The sequence below is a fragment of the Sporofaciens musculi genome (assembly GCF_009830285.1).
Taxonomy (GTDB): Bacteria; Bacillota; Clostridia; order Lachnospirales; family Lachnospiraceae; genus Sporofaciens; species Sporofaciens musculi.
The window spans coordinates 4,664,123-4,687,160 of sequence record NZ_WUQX01000001.1; the positions used below are offsets into that span (position 1 = coordinate 4,664,123).

The window sequence follows — 23,038 nt, forward strand, 5'->3', positions numbered from 1 at the left end:
AACCAATTTGCATAGCAAATTGATTGCCTACTTGCCCGCCATCTGCGAAGCAGATTTTAAATGCGGGCAATACCCGTGTCATTTTTTTCATACGATACTTTACACTACCGGTCACTGATTAAAAATACAATACTCTGAAATGGATATAAGGTAATTTGGTTTCCATCCCAATCAAAATCCTCATAATTATTAACAATACATTCCGCTTTACCATATTCCATCGGCAACGACGCTTTTTTACAATTGCAATTGCTGATAATCAGCAAAATCCTGGATTCAAACTCCCTCCTGTATGCAAATATTCCCGACATTCTTCTGTATTCCGGAATTGTTTTTCCGAAAATGAGTACATCCTGCAAATCTTCGCGGGTCCTGACTTTAAGAATTTTCCGGTAAAACGAAAGAAGAGAAGCCGGATCGTCTTCCTGCAGTTCAACATTAATCTCCGTATAGTTTGGATTGACGTCAAACCAGGGCGTTCCGGAAGTAAAACCCGCATTCCGGGAACTGTCCCACTGCATCGGTGTCCGGCTGTGTTCCCGGGAGTCAATATTGATCTGGGCAAGAGCTTGTGCTTCCGACATCCCGCGTTCTATAAATGCACGGTAATTTTGATGTGTCGCCGCATCTTTGTATTCATCAATACTGGTTTTCGGATAATCCCTCATCCCGATTTCCTGCCCCTGATAGAGAAACGGAATTCCCTGCAGAAACAGATACGTAACAGCCAGCAGCGATTCACTGTAAAAGGAGATACACTCCTGCGGAATCAAGCGGTCCGGAACGCGGGGTTTGTCATGATTCTCCAGAATCGTGCAGAGCAGTCCCCTGCCATATGCATACTCCTGCTTCTCAAAAATCCGCGCTTTTAACTCTCCCAGCAGCGCCAGCGGCTGTTCTGTCCATTCCTGGTTCCTGATCCGGTATTTGGTATGGCTAAAATCAAATATCATCGAAAAATAGCCGTCATCACCGATATAGTCCGCTAACTCCCCGGATTTCACATCATCAATCTCGGCAATTGTCAGGCAGTCCCGGGGAGCAAAGCAGCGCCTTTTTAGCTCCGACAGATATACATCCAGCCCTTTCACATTGCGGAAATAAGAACGGCCATCCACCAGCCCGTCCGGTCCGTCGGCCGGCTGATCCGTATAACTCCAGTCCTTTTTTAAATGGCTGATCGCATCAATCCGAAAACCCGCAAGTCCACGGTCCAGCCACTGGTTGATCATCGTGTAAATCTCTTCCCTTAGATCCTCGTTCTCCCAGTTCAGATCCGGCTGTTCCTTATTAAACAGATGCAGATAATATTGATTCGTTTCACCGATCCGCTCCCAGGCGCTGCCCTGGAAAATAGAACGCCAGTTGTTCGGCGGCCCGCCGTCCTTCCCTTCCTTAATGATGTAATACCTGCCGTATTTACCGTCCGGATCTTTAAGCGCCTGCTGAAACCAGGGATGCTGGTCGGAAGTATGATTGACGACCAGATCCATCAGCACACCAATCCCCCGTTTTTTCGCCTCCGCGATAAGCCGGTCCATATCCCGGTTACAGCCAAAGCTGGGATCTATATCCATATAGTCCGATATATCATAGCCGTGATCCACCATCGGCGAACGATAAACCGGGCAGACCCAGAGCATATTGATCCCCAGGTCTTTCAGATAATCCAAGCGGCTTATGATTCCCTTAATATCACCAATTCCGTCGCCATTGCTGTCCTGAAAGCTTTTCGGATAGATTTGATATCCGATTGCATGATGCCACCATTTCTTTTTCATCATTTACCCTTTGACCGCTCCGCCGGTCACTCCTTCCACATAAAATCTCTGCATGAACATAAACACCATCGAAATAGGAATGGCGACCAAAACGCAGCCGGCAGTAAACGGCATAAACATGGAAGCGCCGACCTCCTTATCCATCATCGTAAATAATCCGATGGCGACAGTATATTTTTCGATATCATCTCCCAAAATAACCTTGGCAAAAATAAAATCCATCCACGGAGACATGAAGGCGGTCAGAGCCGTATAAACAATAATCGGTTTCGAAAGCGGCAGAGTGATCTTCGTAAACACCTGCGCTTTGGTCGCCCCATCAATCAGAGCCGACTCATCCAACGCGCGGGGAACCGTATCAAAAAAGCCTTTGGCAATATAAAATGACAATGCCGCCCCGGACGAATAAAGCAAAACCAGCGCAAGATGGCTTTGTACCAGCCCCACCGCTTTTAGCAGATAATATACCGCAATCATACTCATAAATGATGGAAACATATTCAATACTAATGCTACCTGCATCATCCGTTTCCGCAGTTTAAAGCGCAGCCGCGAAAATACATAGGCCATGCACAGCGTAATGGTTGTGCTGATCAAACAGGAGCAGACGGCAATCTTCAACGTATTGGCAAACCATTGCGGGAACGGATAATGTATCGACTGAAATAGCGTCTGGTAATTCTGAAGCGTCAGCTCTTTTGGAATAAAGTAAGGTACAAATCTCCCGCCCTCGCCCCGAAATGATGTCAGCACAATCCACAGGATCGGCAGAAACCAGACGATTGCAAGGATAGTGAGGACTATCTGGGCAGACAGCGCACTTTTCTTAAATTTGTTTTTCGTCATTGAAAATCCTCCTCCCTCTTAAAGGCAGCCGACCGGGAATATGTAATTAAAGAAAATACCGCACAGCAAATGAATGTTATAATTCCGACGGTCGAAGCCAGATTATAATCGCCGACTTCCACTGTCAGCTTATACAGCCAGGTCACCAGCAGGTCGGTTTCACCGGCATTGTAGTAATTACTGTTAAACGGCGTGCCGCCGGTCAGCAGATAGATTACGGTAAAGCTGTTGATGTTGCTGATAAACGACTGAATCAAATTGGGTGTCATGACAAAAATAATCTGCGGCAACGTAATTTTCCTGAAGATCTGCAGCGCATTCGCTCCGTCAACCCGAGCCGCCTCATACTGATCCTCGGGCAGATTCATCAATACCCCGTTGACAACCAGAAGCGCATACGGCATTCCTACCCAGACGTTCACTAATATGACCACTATTTTCGCCAATAGCCCTTTTAAGGAGGGATTTCCGTGCGGATGCCCCATTGGAAAAATGCATCACAGATATCACGGAGATTCCAGCGTCCAATGGGAAACTGTATGTATCTGCGATTTTTGACTGCTTTGATCTTAGCGTTCTCGGTCTTGCAATGGGAACAAATATGAAAGCAGATTTGTGTATCCAAACATTGAGGAATGCCCTGACAGCTTACCCTGCACTGGAAGGCGCAGTGATCCATAGTGACCGGGGAACACAGTATACCAGTGAGTGCTACCGGAAGACCATCCTGGAACACCATATCCATCAAAGCATGAACAGTGCCGGAGGACGCTGCCATGATAATGCACGCTGTGAAAGTATGTGGGCCAGAATGAAGACGGAACTTCTGTACGACCGCCATGACACAAAACAAATGACTGTAGAGGAATTAAAGGTACACATTTGGAGATACTTCCTCAGCTACTGGAATAACCGAAGGATCTGCTCTGCAAATGGCGGACTTCCTCCTATGATAAAACGCAGGCAGTATTATGAGGCTTTGGAACTGGAGGCATAGGCAGTGATACCCTTGAGAAAAATGTGTCAACTAATATTGACAATATCACACGCATGGAATAGTAATCTTTGTTCATGGCGGCCACTTTTTCATAAAGCTGCTCCATGGAAGTAATGTTGGATCTATGTCAATACTTTAGACAAAAAAAGTTGAAAGATTATGCTGCTTTTTTGAGTTCCTCATCCTCCTTTTGCTGTGGTGTCAGATAACCGATAGAGCTATGGATCCGTTTATGGTTATACCAGCCCTCTATGTATTTAAAGATTGCTCTGCGAGCTTCCTTTAAATCCTGGTAAGTATGAAGATAGATTTCTTCCTTTTTCAGTACGGAATGGAAAGATTCCATACAGGCATTATCGTATGGATTTCCCTTACGACTAAATGAATGCAGGATTCCTTTACTGCCCAGGCAGTCTTCAAATGCCTGGCTCGTATACTGACTTCCAAGATCACTATGAAGGATGATCCCCTCGGTATCCCTGACATTCAGGCATGCGTTTTCTACCGCTTTAACCGCCAGTTCCGCCGTCATAGATGTGCCATAGGCATACCCTATAATCTTTCGGCTGCACAGATCCATGACAGAAGCCAGATAGGTCCATCCTTCTTTCTGTACATGGATGTAAGTGATATCCGTACACCATTTCTGGTTGATGGTCTCCGTCCCAAAATCACGCCTCAGGATATTTTTCTTATCCTCCGGGATGCTGCCATGGTTGGCATGATGATTGTACTTCTTTACTACGATAGAGCGCAGTCCCTGCTCTGCCATATGCCTCTGCACCCTCTTGACGCTGCAAGGTGTACCATTATCATTCAGCACACGGCATATTTTGACAGCCCCATACCTTTGTTTTGAGTCATCATATGCCTGTTTCACTTTCCTGCCGAATTCCGCATATGCCTTCTGCTTATTCGAGGGTACACAAACCAGAGCCTTGTAATAGGTACTCCTTGGGAATTTCAGAGCGCTGCAAAGCTGAGATACACAGTAGCGGGTTAAGTTGTTCTGGATAAAGGAAACAATCTCGGCTATTGTTCTTTCGCGAATATGGCGGTCGCTTTTTTAATATTTCATTCTCAATCTTAAGGCGTTGGATTTCTTTCTGGAGAGCCTTATACTCCTTAAGGGTGACCGTCTCCTCCCCGGATACTTTGATGGGGAGAGCTGTTTTACCCAGTTGCTGAGTGTGCTTCGATTTACGCCATATTCACGCTCCAGTTGCGGATACGAGGTTCCTCCGGCATTATACAGATCCACGATCTGCTGCTTGAATTCCGGAGTGTAAGATTTCTGGTTTTTCGCCATGTAAAACATCTCCTTTGCTTTTTCACTTGATAGTATAGGTTGTTCAACTTTTCCTGTCCACACTTATATACTAACACCACAGGGGCTTCAAGACAGATACCTTTATGATTACACTTTCGCCAATGATAACGGCCAGAATCCCGTCATGGAGAAAGCCTGCGCTTATGTGGAGCATTGGAAGGAGGCATACCGGGACAATACCGGCCTTCTGCTTTTTGGTGACGTGGGAACCGGGAAATCTTTTTTTGCCGGCTGTATTGCCAATGCCCTGCTTGACCGTGAAGTGCCGGTTTTGATGACGAATTTTCCGTCTATCCTGAACCGGCTGACCGGCGTGTTTGCCGAGGACAGGGCGGCCTTTATCGCCAGCCTGGACGATTACAGCCTGCTTGTCATTGATGATTTAGGCGTGGAGCGCAGTACCGAGTATGCCATGGAGCAGATGTTCACCGTCATTGACAGCCGATATCGGAGTAAGAAGCCGTTGATTGTCACAACAAACCTGAAACTGGAAGAAATCAAGAACCCGCCAGACCTTGCTCACGCAAGGATTTATGACCGCATACTGGAACGGTGTGCGCCGGTTCTTTTTTCTGGTAAGAATTTCCGGGAGGAAGGAGCCAGGGCGACCAAAGCAGCGGCGAAGGAGATTGTGAGGAAGGATAATAAAATCTGATTGTATGAAAAGGAGAATTTATGAATAACGAGAAAATCACAGAGGACACTACCACCACAGCACCGGCTAAGGACGCTCCCGCACTGGTGAAAAAGATTGGCCGGACTACCTACATTGTGAGGGTTCATTTCAGCAAGACCAGCAGGGAAACCATGAGTGACAAAATCAAGCGTATGCTGAAAAATGAGATACAGCAGATGTAAAAAAGCGATAACGGAAACAGGCCGGGAATCAGAAATGCGCTGGCTCCCGGCTTGTAAAATCGGGAGGATTATGGTAGTATGAAGATACAAAAACGAAAGGGAAAGCAGGTGGGAAGAGTGACAGTGACGGAACAGATAGACCAGAAACATCAGGAAGATTTACAGAGGCTAAGAGGCTTTCGCCTGCTTGATGATGATTTCCTCACAAAGTGTTTTGAGGGAGATACAGCAAGCATAGAACTGGTATTGCGGATTGTACTGGAAAAATCGGATTTAAAGGTGCTGGACGTCCGCACCCAGGTATTTGTGGAGAACCTGCTGAACCGTTCAGTGAGGTTGGATATTCTGGCTACAGACAGCACAGGGGCAAAACTGAACGTGGAGGTACAGCGCTCCGACAAAGGAGCCGGGAGAAAAAGAGCCAGGTACAACAGCAGCATGATGGACGCAAACCTTTTGAAGAAAGGCGAGGACTTCGACAAGCTGCCGGAAACGTGGGTAATCTTTATCACAGAGAATGACGTAATGGGAAAAGGGCTACCGCTCTATCCGATTGAGCGGTGTTTTTTAGGAACCGTGGAAAGATTTGAGGACGGTTCGCACATACTGTATGTAAATGGCGCTTACCGTGGAGATACGCCAATCGGGAAGTTAATGCATGACTTCTCCTGCACAGACGCAGCGGATATGTACTATGGAACACTGGCGGACAGGGTGAGATTTTTCAAAGAGAGCAAGGAGGGAATCGAGATTATGTGCCGTGCTATGGAAGATATGAGGAATCAGACATTGAAAGAAGGAATGATAAATGTTGCAAAGAAAATGTTGGAAGATGGGACAATAACGCTTGAAAAGATTGCGGAATTTGTTGGCCTTTCTGTTGACGAGGTCAAAAAAATAAAAACAGACCAGAATATTCCTTTAGGATAAGTAATGTAGATTGAGGTGAAAATAAATGTTTGGAGATTTAATATATTTTAATAAAAAGAAGGTTGATCAGTATTCGGCATTGATTTTAGGAAAAAATATAGAAACAAGGGTTATTGATAAGGATAACATTGAAGATATATCAGCCAACTACTTATTGGAATGCTCCAATTTTGAAAAACTTCTACAAAGGAGAGATGATTTCATCGACTATGTTGATGATAATCAAGGCATTTCAATTAAAGATGTTAGAATTTCTTCCATCATTAAAGTTACTGGTGAAATTTATATACCTGAACAATTTGATATGGTTCATTTAATCGATCAATATAAAGATATGATTGTTTCACAAGTAGATTACGAAGATAATAATCAACGGGAATTAATAAATTCTGTTTTGAAAAATTCAAAGGTAAAAATACCTATATTTTGTGAATTGGGGGGTGATTGTGATTACTGGATGGGAATAGGGAAAGTATCACAAGAAGATATGCTAATTGATTATAATGAGTTGGAAGATTATGAAGGAAAAGAGTTAACTATTATTGCAAGATTGGAATCTCGAAAATATTATAGAGATAAACCACTTCCGGTTTTTGATATTTATAAAGATTTTTTAGGACTAAATCGAGCGTTAAGAAAACAAATAGCTTCGGAAAAAAAGCAAGAATTTGAGAGTATTGATGTTAATGAAGATTATATTGGATTAGAATTACTTGCTATTTATTGATAGGGCTACCATATGAAAAATACAATCAAAGAATTTATAGAGCCAACAAATAAAGAAAAACAAGAATTATGGCAAAAGGCAGTTTTTGTTTTTGATACTAATGTACTGCTGAATTTGTATAGATATTCTGCAAAAACAAGGAAATCTTTATTGGCTGCTTTTGAAAATTTTAAGGATAGAGTATGGATTCCATACCAAGTGGCATATGAGTATATGCGTAAACGTTGTGAGGTCATATATGAAACAGTTCAAAGATATGAACAATTTAAGAAGGAAATGGAAAACTTCACAAATAAAGCAGTAGAAACTTTACGTTTGACTTCCAGTGATGAAGAAGTTTCTGAATTAAAGAGATATTTGTTTAAATGGTTAGATAGTAATAAAGATCGAAATTTGTTAGTGGTTAACGCAGATGAAGATGAGATATTAGATAAAATCTTGACAATTTTTGATGGTAGAGTTGGTTTACAGATTGATGAGAAAGAACTAAATGCAATAAAAGAAGAAGGTGAGAAAAGATACAAACAGAGTATTCCGCCTGGGTTCAAGGATGATAAAAAGAAGAAAAATTCGGAAGATGACAATAATGCCTATGGAGATTTGATTATATGGAAACAGATAATTAAATATGCGAGGGAAAATGGAGTAGGTATTGTATATGTTACACATGATCAAAAAGAAGATTGGTGGAATATTACCAAAGGTAAGACAATAGGGCCAAGAATAGAACTTAGAAAAGAATTTATCACAGAAACTAATCAGGAATTTCATATGTATTCTATGGACGGGTTTATAAATACATACAATAAAATGAATGAAAACCAGATTGATAAAAGTGCTATTGACGAAGTGATTGGCCTTGAAAAAGCGGATAAAAAGAATCGAAGATACAAAAAGCGAAATGAAGGAATTACTTTATCAGAAAAGATAGCACGCACAGAAGATACTATAGAAAAAATTCAAAATAGAATTTTAAGAAGAAGAAAAATTATGGAGGATATTGAAAATAAATATCAAAAACAAGGTATCGAACTACCTGAAAATATTCAGTTTCAATATGATAATACAAAAGTCAAGAGGGAGGAACTAGAGGAAATCTACGAGAAAAAAATTACAAGAACTGAATGTTTTAAAGCAAACGCTTAGTGAAACAGAAATTATAAGTTCATTATAAAAAATTTGTGATTATTGTGTTTACAGAATCAAGAGCATAAACAAAGACCGCAGCCGGGAATCTAAAAACAGGTTCCCGGTTTTTTTTTGCCCTAAAATGTAAAATTTTTGTGAATATGATTAAAAAGTCCTTTACAAAACGTCACTGGCAAGACGGCAAAATCCATCCTTATTTCCTGCGGCGCCAGATTAGCGCCGTTTGATATTAAGGAAGTCCGGGAAATCACCATGTATGACGAGCTGGAGCTTGACCTGGTCGGGGACAGGAAAACGGCGCTGTTCTTTATTATCAGCGATACGGATGCGACCTTCAATTTCCTTGTCAGCATGGCCTATACACAGTTGTTCAATCTGCTGTGTGAGCGTGCCGATGACAAGTACGGCGGCAGGCTGCCGGTACATGTGCGGTGCCTGATTGACGAGGCCGCCAATATCGGGCAGATTCCAAACCTGGAAAAGCTGATGGCGACGATCCGTTCCAGGGAGATTTCTGCCTGTCTGGTTTTGCAGGCGCAGAGCCAGTTAAAGGCGCTTTATAAGGACAACATGGACACCATCATTGGCAACTGCGACGCTTCCCTTTTTCTGGGAGGCAAGGAGGAAACCACGTTGAAAAGCTGGAACTCCTGCTGGGAAAAGAGACCATCGACATGTATAACACCAGCGTCACCAAAGGCACACAGGAATCCCACGGACAAAATTTTCAAAAGTTAGGAAAGGATTTAATGTCGGTGGACGAGCTGGCCGTCATGGACGGTGGGAAATGCCTCCTGCAGATCAGGGACGTCCGGCCTTTCCTCTCCCGCAAGTACGATATTACCAGACACCCGAACTATAAATACCTGTCGGATTATGCCCCGAAAAATGCCTTTGACATTGAAAAATTTCTGTCAACCAGACTGCCGGTCCGTCCCGGTGAGCTGTACCGTAATTATGAGGTCACGGCGGAGGATTTGGAGGCGCCGGCTGTATGACGATGTAGCTGCCTGTTAAAGTCTCTGGCTTTGGCGGGCTTTTTCTTTTCACCGGAAGGAGGTTCTATTGAGGATTCGCGCCCCTCCCTGACAACTGTATACCTTTCCAGGATGATCCTGGACTATGCCGCCCCTGTGCTTTATGCAGATTTACTTAAAGCACAGGGGCGTTTTTCCGTTTCCGGCCAGATACGGCCATACCACAAAACCAATATATTTCAAATTAAAGGAGGACTTTCTTTATGTCTTTTTTTGCAAGTGCGATTGATACTTTGAAAATTCTGGTGTGGTGTTAGTATATAAGTGTGGACAGGAAAAGTTGAACAACCTATACTATCAAGTGAAAAAGCAAAGGAGATGTTTTACATGGCGAAAAACCAGAAATCTTACACTCCGGAATTCAAGCAGCAGATCGTGGATCTGTATAATGCCGGAGGAACCTCGTATCCGCAACTGGAGCGTGAATATGGCGTAAATCGAAGCACACTCAGCAACTGGGTAAAACAGCTCTCCCCCATCAAAGTATCCGGGGAGGAGACGGTCACCCTTAAGGAGTATAAGGCTCTCCAGAAAGAAATCCAACGCCTTAAGATTGAGAATGAAATATTAAAAAAGCGACCGCCTTATTCGCGAAAGAACTATAGCCGAGATTGTTTCCTTTATCCAGAACAACTTAACCCGCTACTGTGTATCTCAGCTTTGCAGCGCTCTGAAATTCCCAAGGAGTACCTATTACAAGGCTCTGGTTTGTGTACCCTCGAATAAGCAGAAGGCATATGCGGAATTCGGCAGGAAAGTGAAACAGGCATATGATGACTCAAAACAAAGGTATGGGGCTGTCAAAATATGCCGTGTGCTGAATGATAATGGTACACCTTGCAGCGTCAAGAGGGTGCAGAGGCATATGGCAGAGCAGGGACTGCGCTCTATCGTAGTAAAGAAGTACAATCATCATGCCAACCATGGCAGCATCCCGGAGGATAAGAAAAATATCCTGAGGCGTGATTTTGGGACGGAGACCATCAACCAGAAATGGTGTACGGATATCACTTACATCCATGTACAGAAAGAAGGATGGACCTATCTGGCTTCTGTCATGGATCTGTGCAGCCGAAAGATTATAGGGTATGCCTATGGCACATCTATGACGGCGGAACTGGCGGTTAAAGCGGTAGAAAACGCATGCCTGAATGTCAGGGATACCGAGGGGATCATCCTTCATAGTGATCTTGGAAGTCAGTATACGAGCCAGGCATTTGAAGACTGCCTGGGCAGTAAAGGAATCCTGCATTCATTTAGTCGTAAGGGAAATCCATACGATAATGCCTGTATGGAATCTTTCCATTCCGTACTGAAAAAGGAAGAAATCTATCTTCATACTTACCAGGATTTAAAGGAAGCTCGCAGAGCAATCTTTAAATCCATAGAGGGCTGGTATAACCGTAAACGGATCCATAGCTCTATCGGTTATCTGACACCACAGCAAAAGGAGGATGAGGAACTCAAAAAAGCAGCATAATCTTTCAACTTTTTTTGTCTAAAGTATTGACATAGATCCAATAGCATGTAAGCATAAATCTTTATTCATATATTTGTGAACAGTTGTTTTGCTTAAACGAATCCCTCTACGCATTAAAAAGATTCTCATGGCCCTATGGCCTGGCAGGCGATGGTTCTTGTAATAAATATATTTAATTTCCTCTTTGATTTTATTTTTTTGTTCCTGGTATGCAGCTTTGCGCTGTTTCAAATAATTATAGTAAGCATTGGGAGAAATTTGGAACTTTCTAAGAAGCCAACGCAGCCCCAAAATAGTTTTATATTGATCGATGAAGCGATACACCACTAATCTGCTTCCCTTACAAAGAATGCCGCGGCTTTTTTTAGGAAAAGGTTCTCCTTTTCCAGTTCTGCAATTCTTTTGTGAAGTTGCTGGATTTCTTTTGGAGAAAAGGCAGTGGAATTTGTAGTATGTGGTTGTGATATCAGGCATTCTTCGCTATACTTTTTTACCCATCCGGAAAGGGTTGACTTGGCAACACCATACTCTTTTTCAAGAGTAGGATAACTTTTACCCTGGATGTACTCTTTTACTAATTGCTTTTTAAATTCTTCGTTGTACACTTTGGCCATGCTACTGGTTCCTCCTTTGTTCGTTTTTATTATATCTTATCCGAACCAAGTGTTACAACTTTAGTATACCAGAACAAAGCTCTCCTGTGGGATAGTAGGCAGACAGGGCATCCGCAAGCCATATGTGTTTTTTTCCCATGACAGCGATAGAATCCGGCCCGGTGTTGGCTGCCAGTGAGCGCAGGTTGAATTCACTTTCCCGCAGGAAATCCCCGGCCAGGATATGGAGCTCATAGGCAAATATGCCTAAATCCGTATCACGGACTAAGTGAATCTGCGGAAGCGGTTCCTGTTTCAATTTGATTTCCTCCCTTCATTCTGTTTTTATCACCGGCTGCCTTTGTCATGGGAAGGCGCCGGCTGGTTCTTTATTGGCGCTGCCTTTACCGCCTGTTCCCGCATGGCCGCCAAAACGGAAGGCCGGCGCTGTGCCTGCTGTTCCAGCCCTTCCAGCGCGGCTATTGCTTTTTCTGCGTTCTTCTTTATGGTTCCCATGCAGGCACGGCTGGCACGGTAGGGGGCCTTGACATAGCGGGCAATCTCCCCGCCGGTCTTTGCCTGCTGTACCGGTTCCTTTCCCATCAGCGCCAGGCGCATATTTTTCAGGTGTTTTCCTGCCTCATGGTACTCGGAAACGAAAGCGTCGATCCTCTCCATTGCCCGGTTACTAACCTGCTGGTGGTTTTCCGCCCCCTGGCGGATCGCCTCTAACGCCGGTTTCAGGTGCAGGAAATTGGCGAGCCCGTTCAATGCAATCGTACCGCGTTCCTTAAAATCCTCCAGGATATGCCTGCATCCCTCAACAATCTTCCCCTTTAGCTCTGATAATTTCTGCTGCATGGAGGCAATATTGCCTTCCAGCGTCTTACAGGTCTTTTGTAAGGAGGCTTTCAGGGAGCGGTCCTGCATTTTCTGCAGGTCCTCCCGCATGGCCGCCAGCTCGCCGACCGCTATGGAAAGGCGGTCCTCCATCCCTGTGACAGATTCGATCAGTTTTGCGAAGTCTGCATAGGCGGGGGAATCATTTTCCTTTAAGAGCGCAAGCAGCGCCTTAACCTGCTCATTTTCCGCAATCGGCGTTCCCGTGCCGGAATCCGTATATGTCCTTTCCTCCGCCATTTACGAATCTCTCCCCTCTGCCGTCGGCTGCCCTCCGGCAATCTTGCCGACGATCTCCGGCCCGGTCTCGTAAACCTGCATGAGCCGTCTGGCCGTGCCGCTGGGCTGCGCTGCTCCGCTGGTCCAGAGCCGGACCGTGGAAGGGGCGACATTCATCAGGAGCGCAAAGCCTTTCTCGTTCATATCCAGTTTTTCCATCAGCGCCTTAACCATGTCGGGGCCGTAGTCCGGGCACCGGGCGGCTTCGGCGATCATCTGTAAAGCCGTGTTCTCTGTGTTCATCATTTCTTGAAATCCTCCTTGTCAAATCGAAACAGCCGCCTGTTTCCGGCGGCATTGCTGTTGATGTTCTTTCATCTGCGTTGTAACATGGAGCAGCATTTCGTTGTAGTCCTTTCCCATGCGGGGCGGGTTGACGCCCACACGGATATGCCGGAACCGCTGATCTTCATGGAGCATTGCCCTGATCCTCCTGGCATTTTTAAGGCCGCCGAGGTCGTTGTCCATGTAGAGGCTGACGCGCCGGATTTCCGGGTGGCGTTTCAGAAATGCGGTCAGCGCCACATGGGAAGTGCCGCCCAGGGACAGCCGGTAGCCGTCCCATTTCCAGCCTTTTAATTCCTGCAGCAAGGCGTGGGAGAGGGCGTCGATGGGCGCCTCAAACACCGCAACATGCCGGCTGCCCGGATTCCTGGGTGGATAGCAGAAGCTGTATTCCTTGTCGCTGCCGTAGACATCTTTCCTGAGGCTGCCGGCAATGCTCCGCATACAGGCAAACTTTGCTTTCCCCGCATCATCCTTTCCCACAAACACGCAGACCGGCTCGCCATGATACCGCGCCTCATAGAACAGCCCTTCCCGGAGACATCTGCTGATCACATCAGAACTGATCCCGCACCGCTGCAGATAAGAAACGGCAGAAGCAGCGCACCGTCTGGCCCAGGGGAGGGAAAATGCTTTCTTCTCCGGCCCCTTATGCACACACCTTGTCGCTGCTGTGCTCCGATAAGCCGGCGTCTGCCGGATTTCCCCGCCTGCCAGCGTATGGACCGCATCCACCAGCCCGTAGCCCCGTATCTGGATCAGGTAATCCAGGGCGTTGATACTCCGGCCCCGGCTGTTCCAGTACCAATACCTTTTCCCGGTCACATAGACCAGGCTGTCATGTTCCTTGTGGCGGTAATTGGGTCCGTCCCGTTTCAGAACCCCAGGCTCATGGAACTGCAGGTAGGCAAACAGGTCTGCCTCACGCGCCGCCTGAATCTGCTCCTTTGTTACGCCGGGCATGACACCGGCACAGAAATTCTTTTCATCGTGCCCCGCCTCCTTTCTGTGATGAAAAAAGACGCCGGAAGGCGCCTAACAGCCGTACAGGTCATGGTTGACCTCTGCACGGTAATAGCTGTCCATTGTTGCCGGGGCATTATACAGCGCCGCCAGCAGGTATGCCTTGATGTTCCCGACTTTGGTAGTGTTCCGGTCAATACAGTCAAAGACATACTCCAGATGGCCGGAATTGATTTTCAGGAAGCGGCCCTTTACCACCTCCCTGGGAAAATCATCCCCGGCGATACGGATATATGGACGTTTGGATAAAACCACTTCAAGCATAAGCTCCACCGTCTCGTCTACGCGTTCTTTCCCATACCGGGAAACCATACAGCCATACTCAATATTTTCTTTCAGGATTTCACGGTAAGCGTCTACCAGCTCTATCCGATCCATCCCATCCGAACGGCCTGCCGCCTCCGGCCCTGACGGATAGATTGATGGATGGGTCCTTGATATATCCGTTTTTGATTTTTTAGTTTTTAATGGATTAGTATTTAATTGTGCGGGATTTCCCTGTCCAGGTTCCCCCTGTTCAGGTTTTGCCTGTCCTGGATTTCCCTGTCTTGGATTTTCCCGTTTAGGTGAAAATGCCTGTTTTTCAGCGTTTACAGGCTTTTCATGGATCGTATACTCGATGTCTCCGAGCTGTCCGTTCCCATAGCGGAGGCGCTGCCTGGTGAGATACCCGTGCCGCTCCAGCTCTTTCAGGGCGGTAGTGATCGAATCCACGCCGTCCTTACAGATATGGGCGAGCCCCTTTGTGGTATAGTCCCAATCTTCCGGCAGCGACAGCATGAGCGAGAGAAGCCCCTTTGCCTTTAAGGACAGTTCCGTATTGCGCAGGTGGTGGTTGCACATGATCGTGAAGTCCTTTGTTTTTTCTACCCGGAATACAGCCATAACAAAAACCTCCTTCCTTTTCCTCCGGGCTACAAGGCGCGGTCCCTGCGGTCATAGTGCAGATGGCCGCCCGGCGCAACCTTCGCATGGTTTTTCAATTTGACTTCGCCCCGTTCCTGGCTGTCTATGAATTTCTGGTAGCTGGCATCCGTAAGGAACAGGCGCATCTTGTCGCCTTTATCCCCGACAGGGGAATCATAAGACAGCACATCAAAGACGATCATGTGACGTACCTCCGGGTCGAAGCGTTCCAGCGCCATGATGTCATGCCCCTTCAATTTCTCCGCGCCGGATTGCTGCCTGGCCTCGGCAATCTTTTCCCCAATCGTCCGGGGCGGGTAGGGCAGACGGTAATTCTTCTGAATATCCCGCACAATGTCCATGCACTCGGCATCCGTCAGGACGCGCAGCTTTGCCATCAGATTTTCCGCGGCCTTCCGTTGTTCGGAATTCTTTGTGTACCGGGTGGTCATGTAAAGCTCGTTCAGGACTTTGGATTGATAGTCACCCTCAACCTGAAAAAGCAGCCGTTTTTCCATTTCATTTAATTCCATGTGAATCTCCTTTCTCCTGAAAATGGGTATGAAAAAAGGGCGTCCACCTGTAAAAGTGAAACGCCCACGGCAATCAGCGGCCAGGCAATACACCGGACCGCTGGCACTATTAAATTTTGTCGTTAATGAAACAGCCTCCTTTTTTCGATATTTTTCTCGTCAGATTTCAACTTGGAAAAGGAATTGAATAAATGACGGCAAACGCTCAAACCCCTTGAAAATAAAGGCTTTTTCCGTTTGTCGTTATTATACCGTAACGGCATTCTCACGCCAGTATGCTGATTGATATGGGGTTTGATGCACTGGAAATTTCGGAACGTCTGGGGCATGAATCAGTAAAAACCACATTAGACACATATTCCCACCTGTACCCTGATAAAGATAAAAAGCTGGCCGGGGCATTGAACAAGCTGCGCAGACCGTCCACCAGTTCCACGGAAAGCCCTTGAAATCAACCATTACATATGTTATAGTAAGCATAAAGAAAGACGCCTGCTGGTAACAGACGTCTTAGGAGCTACCGATAGACGGTCAGTCCATTCAAATGATTATGACAAAATAGTCGCCTCACTTTAGCGGAGCAGGGCGGCTATTTTTGTGTCTTGTTACTATCTTTACCAAAGGTATATCCAATCCCGAAGCAGGTCAAGCCGAAGCTCAGCACTGCGATAAGTCCCAAAATATCCATATGGCTCAGCCCTCCTTTCCCAGATTCCCTTTCGGGTTTCTATGTAAACGGAGGGTCACAGTCCCTCCGGAGAGGGCTAACCGCCTACCATCCTGGTAGCGCCCAAAGACATTCTATCACAGCTTCCGGGAGTTTTCAACAAAATCCGGCACCGTGGAATAGATGGAAAGCAGTTTTATTCTGCATCTCATATCAATCTCACAGAGCAAAAAGAAAGACCAGAAAACCCTTATTTTACAGGTTTTCTGGTCAAAATGTCCGTTACTCGAACTCGACTTTTCCTAACTTGTTTTGTTTAGAAATCATTCTCTGTCGAGTATGCTAATCTTTTGATTATTTGATATATCCATATTATCCTGCCTATATGAGCTAATGTTATCATTTTGTTATCGGGATTGATAACACCAACTCTGCAGCTGCGGATAATAGCTATATGCTATGTTTTAAATTATAAGCGATTTTGCTTAAAAATTCAAGATATAAGCACAATCACTTAATAAAATAATAACCACTTACTTATCAAGCAACCTCCCTGCCTTATAATAAAAATATAAATCTTTTCGTTCAATTTCTCTTTTATTAGCTGTATATTCTTCATAGGCTGATGCAATTTTGGTCGCTGCATATGCACCACCTGTAACCAACATCGCTGTATCAGACGAAATAGCATTATTAAATGCAGAAATGACACCACCTGCCGCAATACTTACCACAAGTCCTCCTGTTGACTTCCATACCCCCTCATCTGTTAAAAACTTTCTTCCCAAATTTTTAATGAAACTCCCATCCTTAGTGCTCTCTTCAATTTCTAATAATGCAGGAACAACCTCTTTGTTATAAAGTAGTTCACACTCACTCTCAAAATCAGTATCCCACGGCATAGATTGGATAGATTCAGAGTATTCCAACATCTTGCCCCGAAATCTTGTCAATGGTTTAGATAATTCATTTTTTATATCTATCAATTCATCCATAGATGCTTCTGAAAAAGACGGAAGTTTCTGAATGTAATTATCAGTTAAACTAGCATGAGTGATTTTCTGTTTATCAATTGAACTTAAATTAACAATTCTACTATCTACAGCAGCTTTCATCAAATCATTGGATTGTGTATCAAATAATGGATAACTAGATTGTATTGATTTTGTAAGCAAATCACAGTAATCTTTAACACATAAATCCAAATCGCCTAATGAATGATTAAATTTTTCTATTTCAACCTGCCCTTTATTAATTAAGGTTTGTAACTCATTTCCATGTTGTTCCCCAACAAGCGAAAACATCACTTCGAAGACTTCCATTGTAAAGCTGCGTAATTGTCTTTGAATTTCAAGTTTTTTAACATAAGGAATTGATTTATATCTCTTGCTATGTATAATGTCAGAAAATTCTTTGATAACGGGATAAGTTTCTTCATAAAAACTAGTATCATTTAATTTCGCAAGCGGTAAAATTTGCTCGATTAATTTTATTACTGTTCTTTCATTAAGATTGTTGCCCTTGTCAGTCAATCTATTAAACATATACGCCAAAGGACTTATAAGCGTCACTTTATCAGCATACAACAACGCTGATTTAATATAATTCATTTCTCGTTCCAAACTTGTGTTATTAGGAACAATCGCAACTGTAAAATCAAATCCCATAGTTATTATCAGCTCCTCTTTTGCTTCAAAAAATTAATCATCCATATTTCTTAATTACTATTTTTTACAACAATTATAAAAATCAACTTTCTTTTGTCACATCTTCAACAAGATTTTCTTCAATGTTTCAATAGTATCTTTATTTTTTCTCAAAATTTCAAGTTGCCGATATGCCTTTTCCCTTAATATCTTTAATCGTTCAATGTTAGATAACCCTTGTCTTATCAAGTCAGCATTGGTATCTTCCAAATTGATAAGTACAACTAATTCCTCTGCAGAAGCAAAATCTCTTATATTAGGTGTTTTTCCGCTTATCCCCTTTTCGTTTCTCCATTGTGTCGCTGTCTTGCCAAACAACGCCATATTAAGAATATCTGCTTCGGATGCATATGTATATGCCATTTCCTGCGGGGATAGTGTCGGTGTTATCAGAAATTCCTTTACTGCATCTGTATGAATACGGTAATTTATTTTTGATAGTTCCCTCTTGGCATCCCACCCAATCGCTAATCGGTTTGATTCTTCTTTCTTTAACCGCTGGTAGTCCTTGATAATATAGAGTTTAAATTCTGGTGAAATCCAAGACGCAAATTCAAAGGCTATATCTGTATGGGCATATGTACCTCCGTATCGTCCTGATTTTGATATAATACCTATTGCGTCTGTTGCTTTTATCCACTGTTGCGGCGTCAATGTAAATGCATTATCTCCCGACTCCGCTTTAAACCTATCGAATTCGATAGGTTTAAAATTGGGATTATGAATCTGTTCCCACAAACCCAAAAATGAGATTGTGGAATGATTACGCATCCAGTTCGCAACCACGATAAAAGCATTGTCTGGATTTTTATATTTGGCAATATCCGTTAAAGAAATATAAGCTTCTTCATTTACGACATCACCCATTACTCTGATTTCTGTTCCATTGGCATCTATTTTCATATTCTTCATTATCTCCAACTACTTCCTTTAACACAGATTATCCCTTATATGACAGCATATACAGCAGGCACTCTTGCAGCAATTTTTCTGGATTGTGTTCCAATTCTATTATCGCTTTTATCTCTGCTTTAGCCTTATACGGAATGTTGTTATTATTCTCAATAATCCTTTTTAAGACTTCCTTTACCGCTTTTTCATCTAAATTACCAGTCATTTACACATACCCTCCCTCCCCATCACATCACAACTGACAAACCATGATGTATTCTTCTTCATTTTCGTCAATGACTTCAAAACCTACTTTCTGATACATACGAACCACATAATTTACCTTCTGTACAGAAAGAGACGTCCTCTTATAGCCTTTATTCTTTAAAAATTCAAGCATATCTCTCATAAGCGCTGTTCCAATGCCCATATTCCTATATTCCTCATACAGTGAAATAGCAAATGAGGGCGTTTCATCATCAATATGCCCATAATCATTCATAATACGAACCCATACTGCGCCTACAATTTTCCCTTTTATTTCCGCAACGAAACACCCATCATCTTCTTTTCCAAAATCTTAAATATATATTTGAAGCTCTGGCTGTTCAATAAAAGATTTTGGCGGCTTGTCCATGCCCTCTGGAATAAAAATTGCTTCGTACAGAAAATCAGATAATATTGGATATTCATTTTTTCTAATTTCTCGAATTTTATAATCCATGTTTATATAAAACCTCATATATATCAATTCAACAAACGAAATTTAATGCTTTTTAAGTTCTGCAATAGCAATATAATGCAAAATATCAAATTCATTCGGCGCAATTTGTTCAAGGAGTGTCATATGCTCTTGCTCCCACATCGAAATCTCTTTCTCGGTAAGCGAAGCACCAATTCCACGGCAAGCCTTCATTCTCCCATTCCAGCTTTCACGGGTAAATGGTATTTCCAGAGTAAATTCTTCATGATATACAAGCTCAAAGTTTTCTTTATAACAATCTGGTATGTCTATCGGATGTTTCGTTTCCCCTGCGCCACTCCACTTTGGATTATATTTTAAAACAAGTTTTTCACTGGCTCCTGCAATTTCATCCTCAAATGGCAGCCATGCCATATATAATACAAGAATACTTCCCCCTTGTTTCAGCATACGATAAAACTTAGGCATAACAGTCTCATGGTCGAAATACCAAAAGCACTGGCACGCTGTAATTACATCAAAAGAGTTGTCCGAAAAACTGATATCCTCTGTTGATACAACATGATAATCTATATCCATACCCTTTGAAAGAATTTTCGCTTGTTCGATTTGGTTTTCCGAAATATCCGCAGCTGTCCACTTCGCCCCATACTGGTACATATTTCTAGGAAGAACCCCCGTCCCTGTTCCGATATCAAGGACAGATTGTCCATCTAAGCATAATTTACGACCAACAATTTTTTGATAAAACTCCTGCGGATAAATGTCACGGAATTTCGCATAATCAAAAGATGTTCTCCCCCAGTCAAAGGGTTTTCCGCTATCTATGTCTCTGTTTATTATCTTCATGCCATACTTTCCTCAATCCCAATTTTTCTTTATATGCAATTTCACGATAAACTGACATTGTACGTCACTATTATAGATATTTTTCAATAAAAGTTTGCTCAATAACTGTTCTTCCAAGCAGTGTAATTGCTTGTTTGGGGCACGAATTCACACATCTGTAACACACCGTGCATTTATCATTCCCCTTTGCTTTATTGCCATCCATAATTATATTTTCTGTTGGACATATTTTTACGCATTTAGAACAGCCAATGCATTTGTCGGTATCTATCTTTAATTGATTGCTATATTGCCGAGTCCTATGACCAAACCATAATCTCTGTAACAAAAAACCTGCCAAACGAGGGAAAAGTCCTAATCCATCTTGCGGATATTTTCCATTCTTTATATGGTCAATTGCTTCTACTATTTTACTATTTGCATTTTTCACAAGCTGAATATTTTTTTTATGAGAACGCTTTAATACTTTTTCATCAGTAATACTATCTGGCATTTTCAGATGCAAGCCACCAGTAATTTTTGCACCATATTGTTTTAATAGACGCCCCAAAATCCCCGCACCATCTCCACTAAACAATGCCATTGTAGCAATAATAAAAACATTTTTCTCTTTCCACATTTCTGAATTACTATGTACAAAATCACTCAAATATTTAGGAACCGCACTATATTGAACTGGATAACTAAATATTATTTCATCATGATAGCTTATTTGCTCTATAAGATTCTCATCTTCAACAGAAAACATAACTGAATTATTATTATATTCTCTTAAAAATCTCTCTAATGCGTATCTAGAATTACCTGTTCCGCTAAAATATATCCCTATCATAAATCAATCTCAAAACCTCAATTTCTCATTCTAATTTTTTTAAGTATACACGAATTTGTAAGATTTTTCAATTCCCCGAACTATTTTTGCTTAATTGAACGGCACTCCCACATATTGCAGGAGTGCCGCTTATCACTACAAATAGATAAACTCGCTCTCCACAACTTCCCTCACACAAGCTCGAATATTATTCATTTTTTCAACCCATAAAAGCTGATTTTCTGCCTTTAACTGTTCTGTCACTCCTTGCCTGTCGGCATATTCCTTTACCAACCGAAAAACATATCTTCTGCCTGTTCATCCACACTTGACAAGTATTCATTCAACCTGCCGCTTGTCAGCAAATTGAGATATACAAGCTGCTTGCACTCTTTGAGATACCGCAAATGTCGTTTTCTCGCCTACCGGCTCGGTCGGTTCGCAGCTTGAGTGCCACCGGCACTCGCTCACCCCCATATACCTATCGGCTTTTCTTCTTCGGGAGGTAATGCAAGCTTTGGGAGGCAATACTCGCCTTGCTTTGCATACCAAAGACCGTTATTTTTGTCATAAATCCTATTTTCCATAATGTTTCCTACCTTTCCTCTTTGTTGTTTTTAAAGTGCTTTCCACGCTGTTTTGATTGCTGTACCGCTTTTGCCTGCTCCAAAAGGCTATCTATCTGCTTACTTCCAAATGCCTTGCGGAGCAGCTTATAATCTTTGTTTTCCGCACGAAGGTTTTCATTTTCCCCCGCCAGTTTCTCATTAATTTTCCTTAATCCCTCATTCTCACGGTGGAGATTGCTGTTTGTAACATTCAGCCGATAGTAGCTGTCCCACGCTTCAAAGCACCGTATAAGGGCTGTTTTAACAAGCGATTTCAGCTTTTGCACCAAAGGCTCTGCCACTTTATTCTTATAGGACTTTGCAGACATGAACCCCTGCGGCTCTGGCAACTGGTACTCTGGAGAAGTGTCAAGCGCCTGTTCCAGAGTTTTTAGATTTTCCATGCCTTTGTCGTAATTCTCCACCCTGTCCGACAATACTTGAAATTCTTCTTTTTTCTCCAAAATCTGCCCCTCAAGCTGAACAACCTCTTTTTCCCGTTCCTGCTTTTTATAATCAAGGACAGATAAATGTTTCTCATGCGTGCCTTTATGCTCCCATTCAATGCCATGCCGCCCCATCACAGCGGCAAGGTTCTCTTTTTCGGACTGTACCCACTGGCTCCACTCCGTATCGCCACGGGAGCCGCCTTTGAATCCCTGCGCCGCTAACGCCTGTTTTAGAGATACCCTTGTATCAAGCCCACGCTTGCTGCCAGTCGTGAACGGAATAAAATCAATATGCAGATGCGGCGTTGCTTCGTCCATATGGATATGAGCAGAAAATACATAAAGATTAGGGTTTCGTTCTTGGAAACCATGATAATATTCATCTAAAGTCTGCCTTGCAAGCTGTCCATTTTCACTTCCCGCACCCATATTTTCCTTATCGCCAATCTGCAAAATCAGTTCATGGAACGGCTTTTCCTGTTTTGAGTTCCGTATCTTCTCGTAATAATCGGCAATGCGGCGGTCTGCCCTCGTCTGTTTCTCGTTATATCTCTGTAATGCTTCATCAAATAGCTTATGATACACTTTCTTTATATTCTCATTGCAAAAATCTACATTGAGATGTGACCGTTCTCCGTCAACATTCTCCGCTTTGAATTTACGGCTGTTATGGTTGACCGAGCCTTTCCCCACCATTGCG

The 23,038-nt window shown here is 43.3% G+C and carries 25 protein-coding genes and 6 pseudogenes; 10 read left to right on the forward strand and 21 right to left on the reverse strand.

Features of this window, described 5'->3' with window-relative positions; translation table 11 throughout:
* Nucleotides 1-104: 104 nt before the first annotated feature.
* The 3 genes from GN277_RS23515 to GN277_RS23525 are packed head-to-tail and all read right to left on the reverse strand — an operon-like array spanning nucleotide 105 to nucleotide 3,073.
* Complete coding sequence (locus tag GN277_RS23515) at nucleotides 105-1,784, reverse strand: alpha-glucosidase (RefSeq protein ID WP_244324871.1); 1,680 nt, start codon at nucleotides 1,782-1,784, stop codon at nucleotides 105-107.
* A complete protein-coding gene (locus GN277_RS23520; protein ID WP_159754533.1) occupies nucleotides 1,785-2,627 on the reverse strand; it encodes a sugar ABC transporter permease in 843 nt (280 codons plus the stop codon). It lies immediately after the preceding gene.
* Nucleotides 2,624-3,073 (reverse strand): carbohydrate ABC transporter permease, encoded by a 450-nt coding sequence (locus GN277_RS23525; RefSeq protein WP_244324873.1) that lies wholly within the window; start codon nucleotides 3,071-3,073, stop codon nucleotides 2,624-2,626. The genes GN277_RS23520 and GN277_RS23525 overlap by 4 nt, the downstream gene beginning before the upstream one ends.
* Before the next feature lie 5 nt (nucleotides 3,074-3,078).
* Here GN277_RS23525 and GN277_RS23530 point away from each other — a divergent pair.
* Nucleotides 3,079-3,624 (forward strand): annotated as a pseudogene (locus tag GN277_RS23530) (transposase); the annotation flags it as partial.
* 157 nt (nucleotides 3,625-3,781) lie between these two features.
* Here the strand turns inward: GN277_RS23530 and GN277_RS23535 are convergent.
* On the reverse strand, nucleotides 3,782-4,675 hold the full coding sequence (locus GN277_RS23535) for an IS3 family transposase (protein WP_322101299.1): 894 nt from the start codon (nucleotides 4,673-4,675) through the stop codon (nucleotides 3,782-3,784).
* 15 nt (nucleotides 4,676-4,690) lie between these two features.
* A complete protein-coding gene (locus GN277_RS30560) occupies nucleotides 4,691-4,933 on the reverse strand; it encodes a transposase (RefSeq protein WP_244324639.1) in 243 nt (80 codons plus the stop codon).
* 79 nt (nucleotides 4,934-5,012) lie between these two features.
* On the opposite strand from GN277_RS30560, the pseudogene GN277_RS23540 reads away from it, so the two are divergent.
* The 8 genes and pseudogenes from GN277_RS23540 to GN277_RS23570 all read left to right on the forward strand — a co-directional run.
* Nucleotides 5,013-5,609, forward strand: a pseudogene (locus GN277_RS23540) (ATP-binding protein); the annotation flags it as partial.
* Nucleotides 5,610-5,629: 20 nt separating this feature from the next.
* Nucleotides 5,630-5,812 carry a transposon-encoded TnpW family protein gene (locus GN277_RS23545; protein ID WP_159754539.1) on the forward strand — a complete coding sequence of 61 codons (183 nt, stop codon included), beginning with the start codon at nucleotides 5,630-5,632 and terminating at the stop codon, nucleotides 5,810-5,812.
* 78 nt (nucleotides 5,813-5,890) lie between these two features.
* Nucleotides 5,891-6,742 (forward strand): PD-(D/E)XK nuclease family transposase, encoded by an 852-nt coding sequence (locus GN277_RS23550; RefSeq protein WP_159754542.1) that lies wholly within the window; start codon nucleotides 5,891-5,893, stop codon nucleotides 6,740-6,742.
* A gap of 25 nt (nucleotides 6,743-6,767) precedes the next feature.
* Complete coding sequence (locus GN277_RS23555) at nucleotides 6,768-7,469, forward strand: hypothetical protein (RefSeq protein ID WP_159754545.1); 702 nt, start codon at nucleotides 6,768-6,770, stop codon at nucleotides 7,467-7,469.
* Nucleotides 7,470-7,481: 12 nt separating this feature from the next.
* The gene (locus GN277_RS23560; RefSeq protein ID WP_159754547.1) at nucleotides 7,482-8,615 is read left to right on the forward strand and encodes a PIN domain-containing protein; all 1,134 of its coding nucleotides are present in this window, start codon (nucleotides 7,482-7,484) and stop codon (nucleotides 8,613-8,615) included.
* Between the two features lie 174 nt (nucleotides 8,616-8,789).
* Nucleotides 8,790-9,616, forward strand: a pseudogene (locus tag GN277_RS23565) (VirD4-like conjugal transfer protein, CD1115 family); the annotation flags it as partial.
* Nucleotides 9,617-9,982: 366 nt separating this feature from the next.
* Nucleotides 9,983-10,381 (forward strand): transposase, encoded by a 399-nt coding sequence (locus GN277_RS30565; RefSeq protein ID WP_244324874.1) that lies wholly within the window; start codon nucleotides 9,983-9,985, stop codon nucleotides 10,379-10,381.
* Complete coding sequence (locus GN277_RS23570) at nucleotides 10,278-11,135, forward strand: IS3 family transposase (protein ID WP_244324996.1); 858 nt, start codon at nucleotides 10,278-10,280, stop codon at nucleotides 11,133-11,135. Before GN277_RS30565 ends, GN277_RS23570 begins: the two co-directional genes overlap by 104 nt.
* 18 nt (nucleotides 11,136-11,153) lie before the next feature.
* Here the strand turns inward: GN277_RS23570 and GN277_RS23575 are convergent, their stop codons facing one another.
* From GN277_RS23575 to GN277_RS23610, 8 genes are all read right to left on the reverse strand, one after another.
* The gene (locus tag GN277_RS23575) at nucleotides 11,154-11,459 is read right to left on the reverse strand and encodes a hypothetical protein (RefSeq protein WP_159754550.1); all 306 of its coding nucleotides are present in this window, start codon (nucleotides 11,457-11,459) and stop codon (nucleotides 11,154-11,156) included.
* A gap of 2 nt (nucleotides 11,460-11,461) precedes the next feature.
* Nucleotides 11,462-11,749, reverse strand: coding sequence for a transposase (locus GN277_RS23580; protein WP_159754553.1), 288 nt, complete (start codon nucleotides 11,747-11,749; stop codon nucleotides 11,462-11,464).
* Nucleotides 11,750-11,801: 52 nt separating this feature from the next.
* Entirely contained in the window at nucleotides 11,802-12,047 is a 246-nt protein-coding gene (locus GN277_RS23585) for a hypothetical protein (protein WP_244324875.1), read from the reverse strand.
* A gap of 29 nt (nucleotides 12,048-12,076) precedes the next feature.
* Entirely contained in the window at nucleotides 12,077-12,868 is a 792-nt protein-coding gene (locus GN277_RS23590; protein ID WP_159754556.1) for a DUF6674 family protein, read from the reverse strand.
* Nucleotides 12,869-13,153, reverse strand: a complete 285-nt coding sequence (locus GN277_RS23595) for a helix-turn-helix domain-containing protein (protein WP_159754559.1) — start codon at nucleotides 13,151-13,153, stop codon at nucleotides 12,869-12,871.
* Nucleotides 13,154-13,171: 18 nt separating this feature from the next.
* Entirely contained in the window at nucleotides 13,172-14,155 is a 984-nt protein-coding gene (locus tag GN277_RS23600) for a DUF3991 domain-containing protein (protein WP_159754562.1), read from the reverse strand.
* A gap of 72 nt (nucleotides 14,156-14,227) precedes the next feature.
* Nucleotides 14,228-15,100, reverse strand: coding sequence for a DUF6017 domain-containing protein (locus GN277_RS23605; protein ID WP_159754565.1), 873 nt, complete (start codon nucleotides 15,098-15,100; stop codon nucleotides 14,228-14,230).
* A 29-nt stretch (nucleotides 15,101-15,129) separates the two neighbouring features.
* Nucleotides 15,130-15,654, reverse strand: a complete 525-nt coding sequence (locus tag GN277_RS23610) for a DUF5720 family protein (RefSeq protein ID WP_159754568.1) — start codon at nucleotides 15,652-15,654, stop codon at nucleotides 15,130-15,132.
* Between the two features lie 257 nt (nucleotides 15,655-15,911).
* Between GN277_RS23610 and GN277_RS23615 the strand changes: the two are divergent.
* Nucleotides 15,912-16,103 (forward strand): annotated as a pseudogene (locus GN277_RS23615) (tyrosine-type recombinase/integrase); the annotation flags it as partial.
* 751 nt (nucleotides 16,104-16,854) lie between these two features.
* On the opposite strand, the gene GN277_RS23620 reads toward GN277_RS23615, so the two are convergent.
* The 8 genes and pseudogenes from GN277_RS23620 to GN277_RS23650 form a co-directional block, all read right to left on the reverse strand.
* Complete coding sequence (locus GN277_RS23620; RefSeq protein WP_159754574.1) at nucleotides 16,855-17,988, reverse strand: hypothetical protein; 1,134 nt, start codon at nucleotides 17,986-17,988, stop codon at nucleotides 16,855-16,857.
* 96 nt (nucleotides 17,989-18,084) lie between these two features.
* The gene (locus GN277_RS23625; RefSeq protein WP_159754577.1) at nucleotides 18,085-18,939 is read right to left on the reverse strand and encodes a KilA-N domain-containing protein; all 855 of its coding nucleotides are present in this window, start codon (nucleotides 18,937-18,939) and stop codon (nucleotides 18,085-18,087) included.
* Nucleotides 18,940-18,967: 28 nt separating this feature from the next.
* Complete coding sequence (locus GN277_RS29575) at nucleotides 18,968-19,144, reverse strand: hypothetical protein (protein ID WP_199735779.1); 177 nt, start codon at nucleotides 19,142-19,144, stop codon at nucleotides 18,968-18,970.
* Nucleotides 19,145-19,171: 27 nt separating this feature from the next.
* Nucleotides 19,172-19,642, reverse strand: a pseudogene (locus GN277_RS32220) (GNAT family N-acetyltransferase).
* A gap of 42 nt (nucleotides 19,643-19,684) precedes the next feature.
* Complete coding sequence (locus tag GN277_RS23635; protein ID WP_159754580.1) at nucleotides 19,685-20,470, reverse strand: class I SAM-dependent methyltransferase; 786 nt, start codon at nucleotides 20,468-20,470, stop codon at nucleotides 19,685-19,687.
* A 70-nt stretch (nucleotides 20,471-20,540) separates the two neighbouring features.
* Nucleotides 20,541-21,302 carry an EFR1 family ferrodoxin gene (locus tag GN277_RS23640; protein ID WP_159754583.1) on the reverse strand — a complete coding sequence of 254 codons (762 nt, stop codon included), beginning with the start codon at nucleotides 21,300-21,302 and terminating at the stop codon, nucleotides 20,541-20,543.
* Between the two features lie 135 nt (nucleotides 21,303-21,437).
* A pseudogene (locus GN277_RS32605) lies at nucleotides 21,438-21,688 on the reverse strand (TnpV protein).
* A 188-nt stretch (nucleotides 21,689-21,876) separates the two neighbouring features.
* Entirely contained in the window at nucleotides 21,877-23,034 is a 1,158-nt protein-coding gene (locus tag GN277_RS23650) for a plasmid recombination protein (protein ID WP_159754586.1), read from the reverse strand.
* Between the last annotated feature and the right edge of the window lie 4 nt (nucleotides 23,035-23,038).

Coding starts and splice junctions, on each gene's coding strand:
- GN277_RS23580 (WP_159754553.1), bottom strand. CDS start 11,749: ATGGCCAAAGTGTACAACGAAGAATTTAAAAAGCAATTAGTAAAAGAG.
- GN277_RS23520 (WP_159754533.1), bottom strand. CDS start 2,627: ATGACGAAAAACAAATTTAAGAAAAGTGCGCTGTCTGCCCAGATAGTC.
- GN277_RS23600 (WP_159754562.1), bottom strand. CDS start 14,155: ATGCCCGGCGTAACAAAGGAGCAGATTCAGGCGGCGCGTGAGGCAGAC.
- GN277_RS29575 (WP_199735779.1), bottom strand. CDS start 19,144: ATGACTGGTAATTTAGATGAAAAAGCGGTAAAGGAAGTCTTAAAAAGG.
- GN277_RS23635 (WP_159754580.1), bottom strand. CDS start 20,470: ATGAAGATAATAAACAGAGACATAGATAGCGGAAAACCCTTTGACTGG.
- GN277_RS23610 (WP_159754568.1), bottom strand. CDS start 15,654: ATGGAATTAAATGAAATGGAAAAACGGCTGCTTTTTCAGGTTGAGGGT.
- GN277_RS23625 (WP_159754577.1), bottom strand. CDS start 18,939: ATGAAGAATATGAAAATAGATGCCAATGGAACAGAAATCAGAGTAATG.
- GN277_RS23545 (WP_159754539.1), top strand. CDS start 5,630: ATGAATAACGAGAAAATCACAGAGGACACTACCACCACAGCACCGGCT.
- GN277_RS23605 (WP_159754565.1), bottom strand. CDS start 15,100: ATGGCTGTATTCCGGGTAGAAAAAACAAAGGACTTCACGATCATGTGC.
- GN277_RS23560 (WP_159754547.1), top strand. CDS start 7,482: ATGAAAAATACAATCAAAGAATTTATAGAGCCAACAAATAAAGAAAAA.
- GN277_RS23650 (WP_159754586.1), bottom strand. CDS start 23,034: ATGGTGGGGAAAGGCTCGGTCAACCATAACAGCCGTAAATTCAAAGCG.
- GN277_RS23550 (WP_159754542.1), top strand. CDS start 5,891: ATGAAGATACAAAAACGAAAGGGAAAGCAGGTGGGAAGAGTGACAGTG.
- GN277_RS30560 (WP_244324639.1), bottom strand. CDS start 4,933: ATGGCGAAAAACCAGAAATCTTACACTCCGGAATTCAAGCAGCAGATC.
- GN277_RS23555 (WP_159754545.1), top strand. CDS start 6,768: ATGTTTGGAGATTTAATATATTTTAATAAAAAGAAGGTTGATCAGTAT.
- GN277_RS23515 (WP_244324871.1), bottom strand. CDS start 1,784: ATGATGAAAAAGAAATGGTGGCATCATGCAATCGGATATCAAATCTAT.
- GN277_RS23640 (WP_159754583.1), bottom strand. CDS start 21,302: ATGATAGGGATATATTTTAGCGGAACAGGTAATTCTAGATACGCATTA.
- GN277_RS23590 (WP_159754556.1), bottom strand. CDS start 12,868: ATGGCGGAGGAAAGGACATATACGGATTCCGGCACGGGAACGCCGATT.
- GN277_RS23595 (WP_159754559.1), bottom strand. CDS start 13,153: ATGATGAACACAGAGAACACGGCTTTACAGATGATCGCCGAAGCCGCC.
- GN277_RS30565 (WP_244324874.1), top strand. CDS start 9,983: ATGGCGAAAAACCAGAAATCTTACACTCCGGAATTCAAGCAGCAGATC.
- GN277_RS23620 (WP_159754574.1), bottom strand. CDS start 17,988: ATGGGATTTGATTTTACAGTTGCGATTGTTCCTAATAACACAAGTTTG.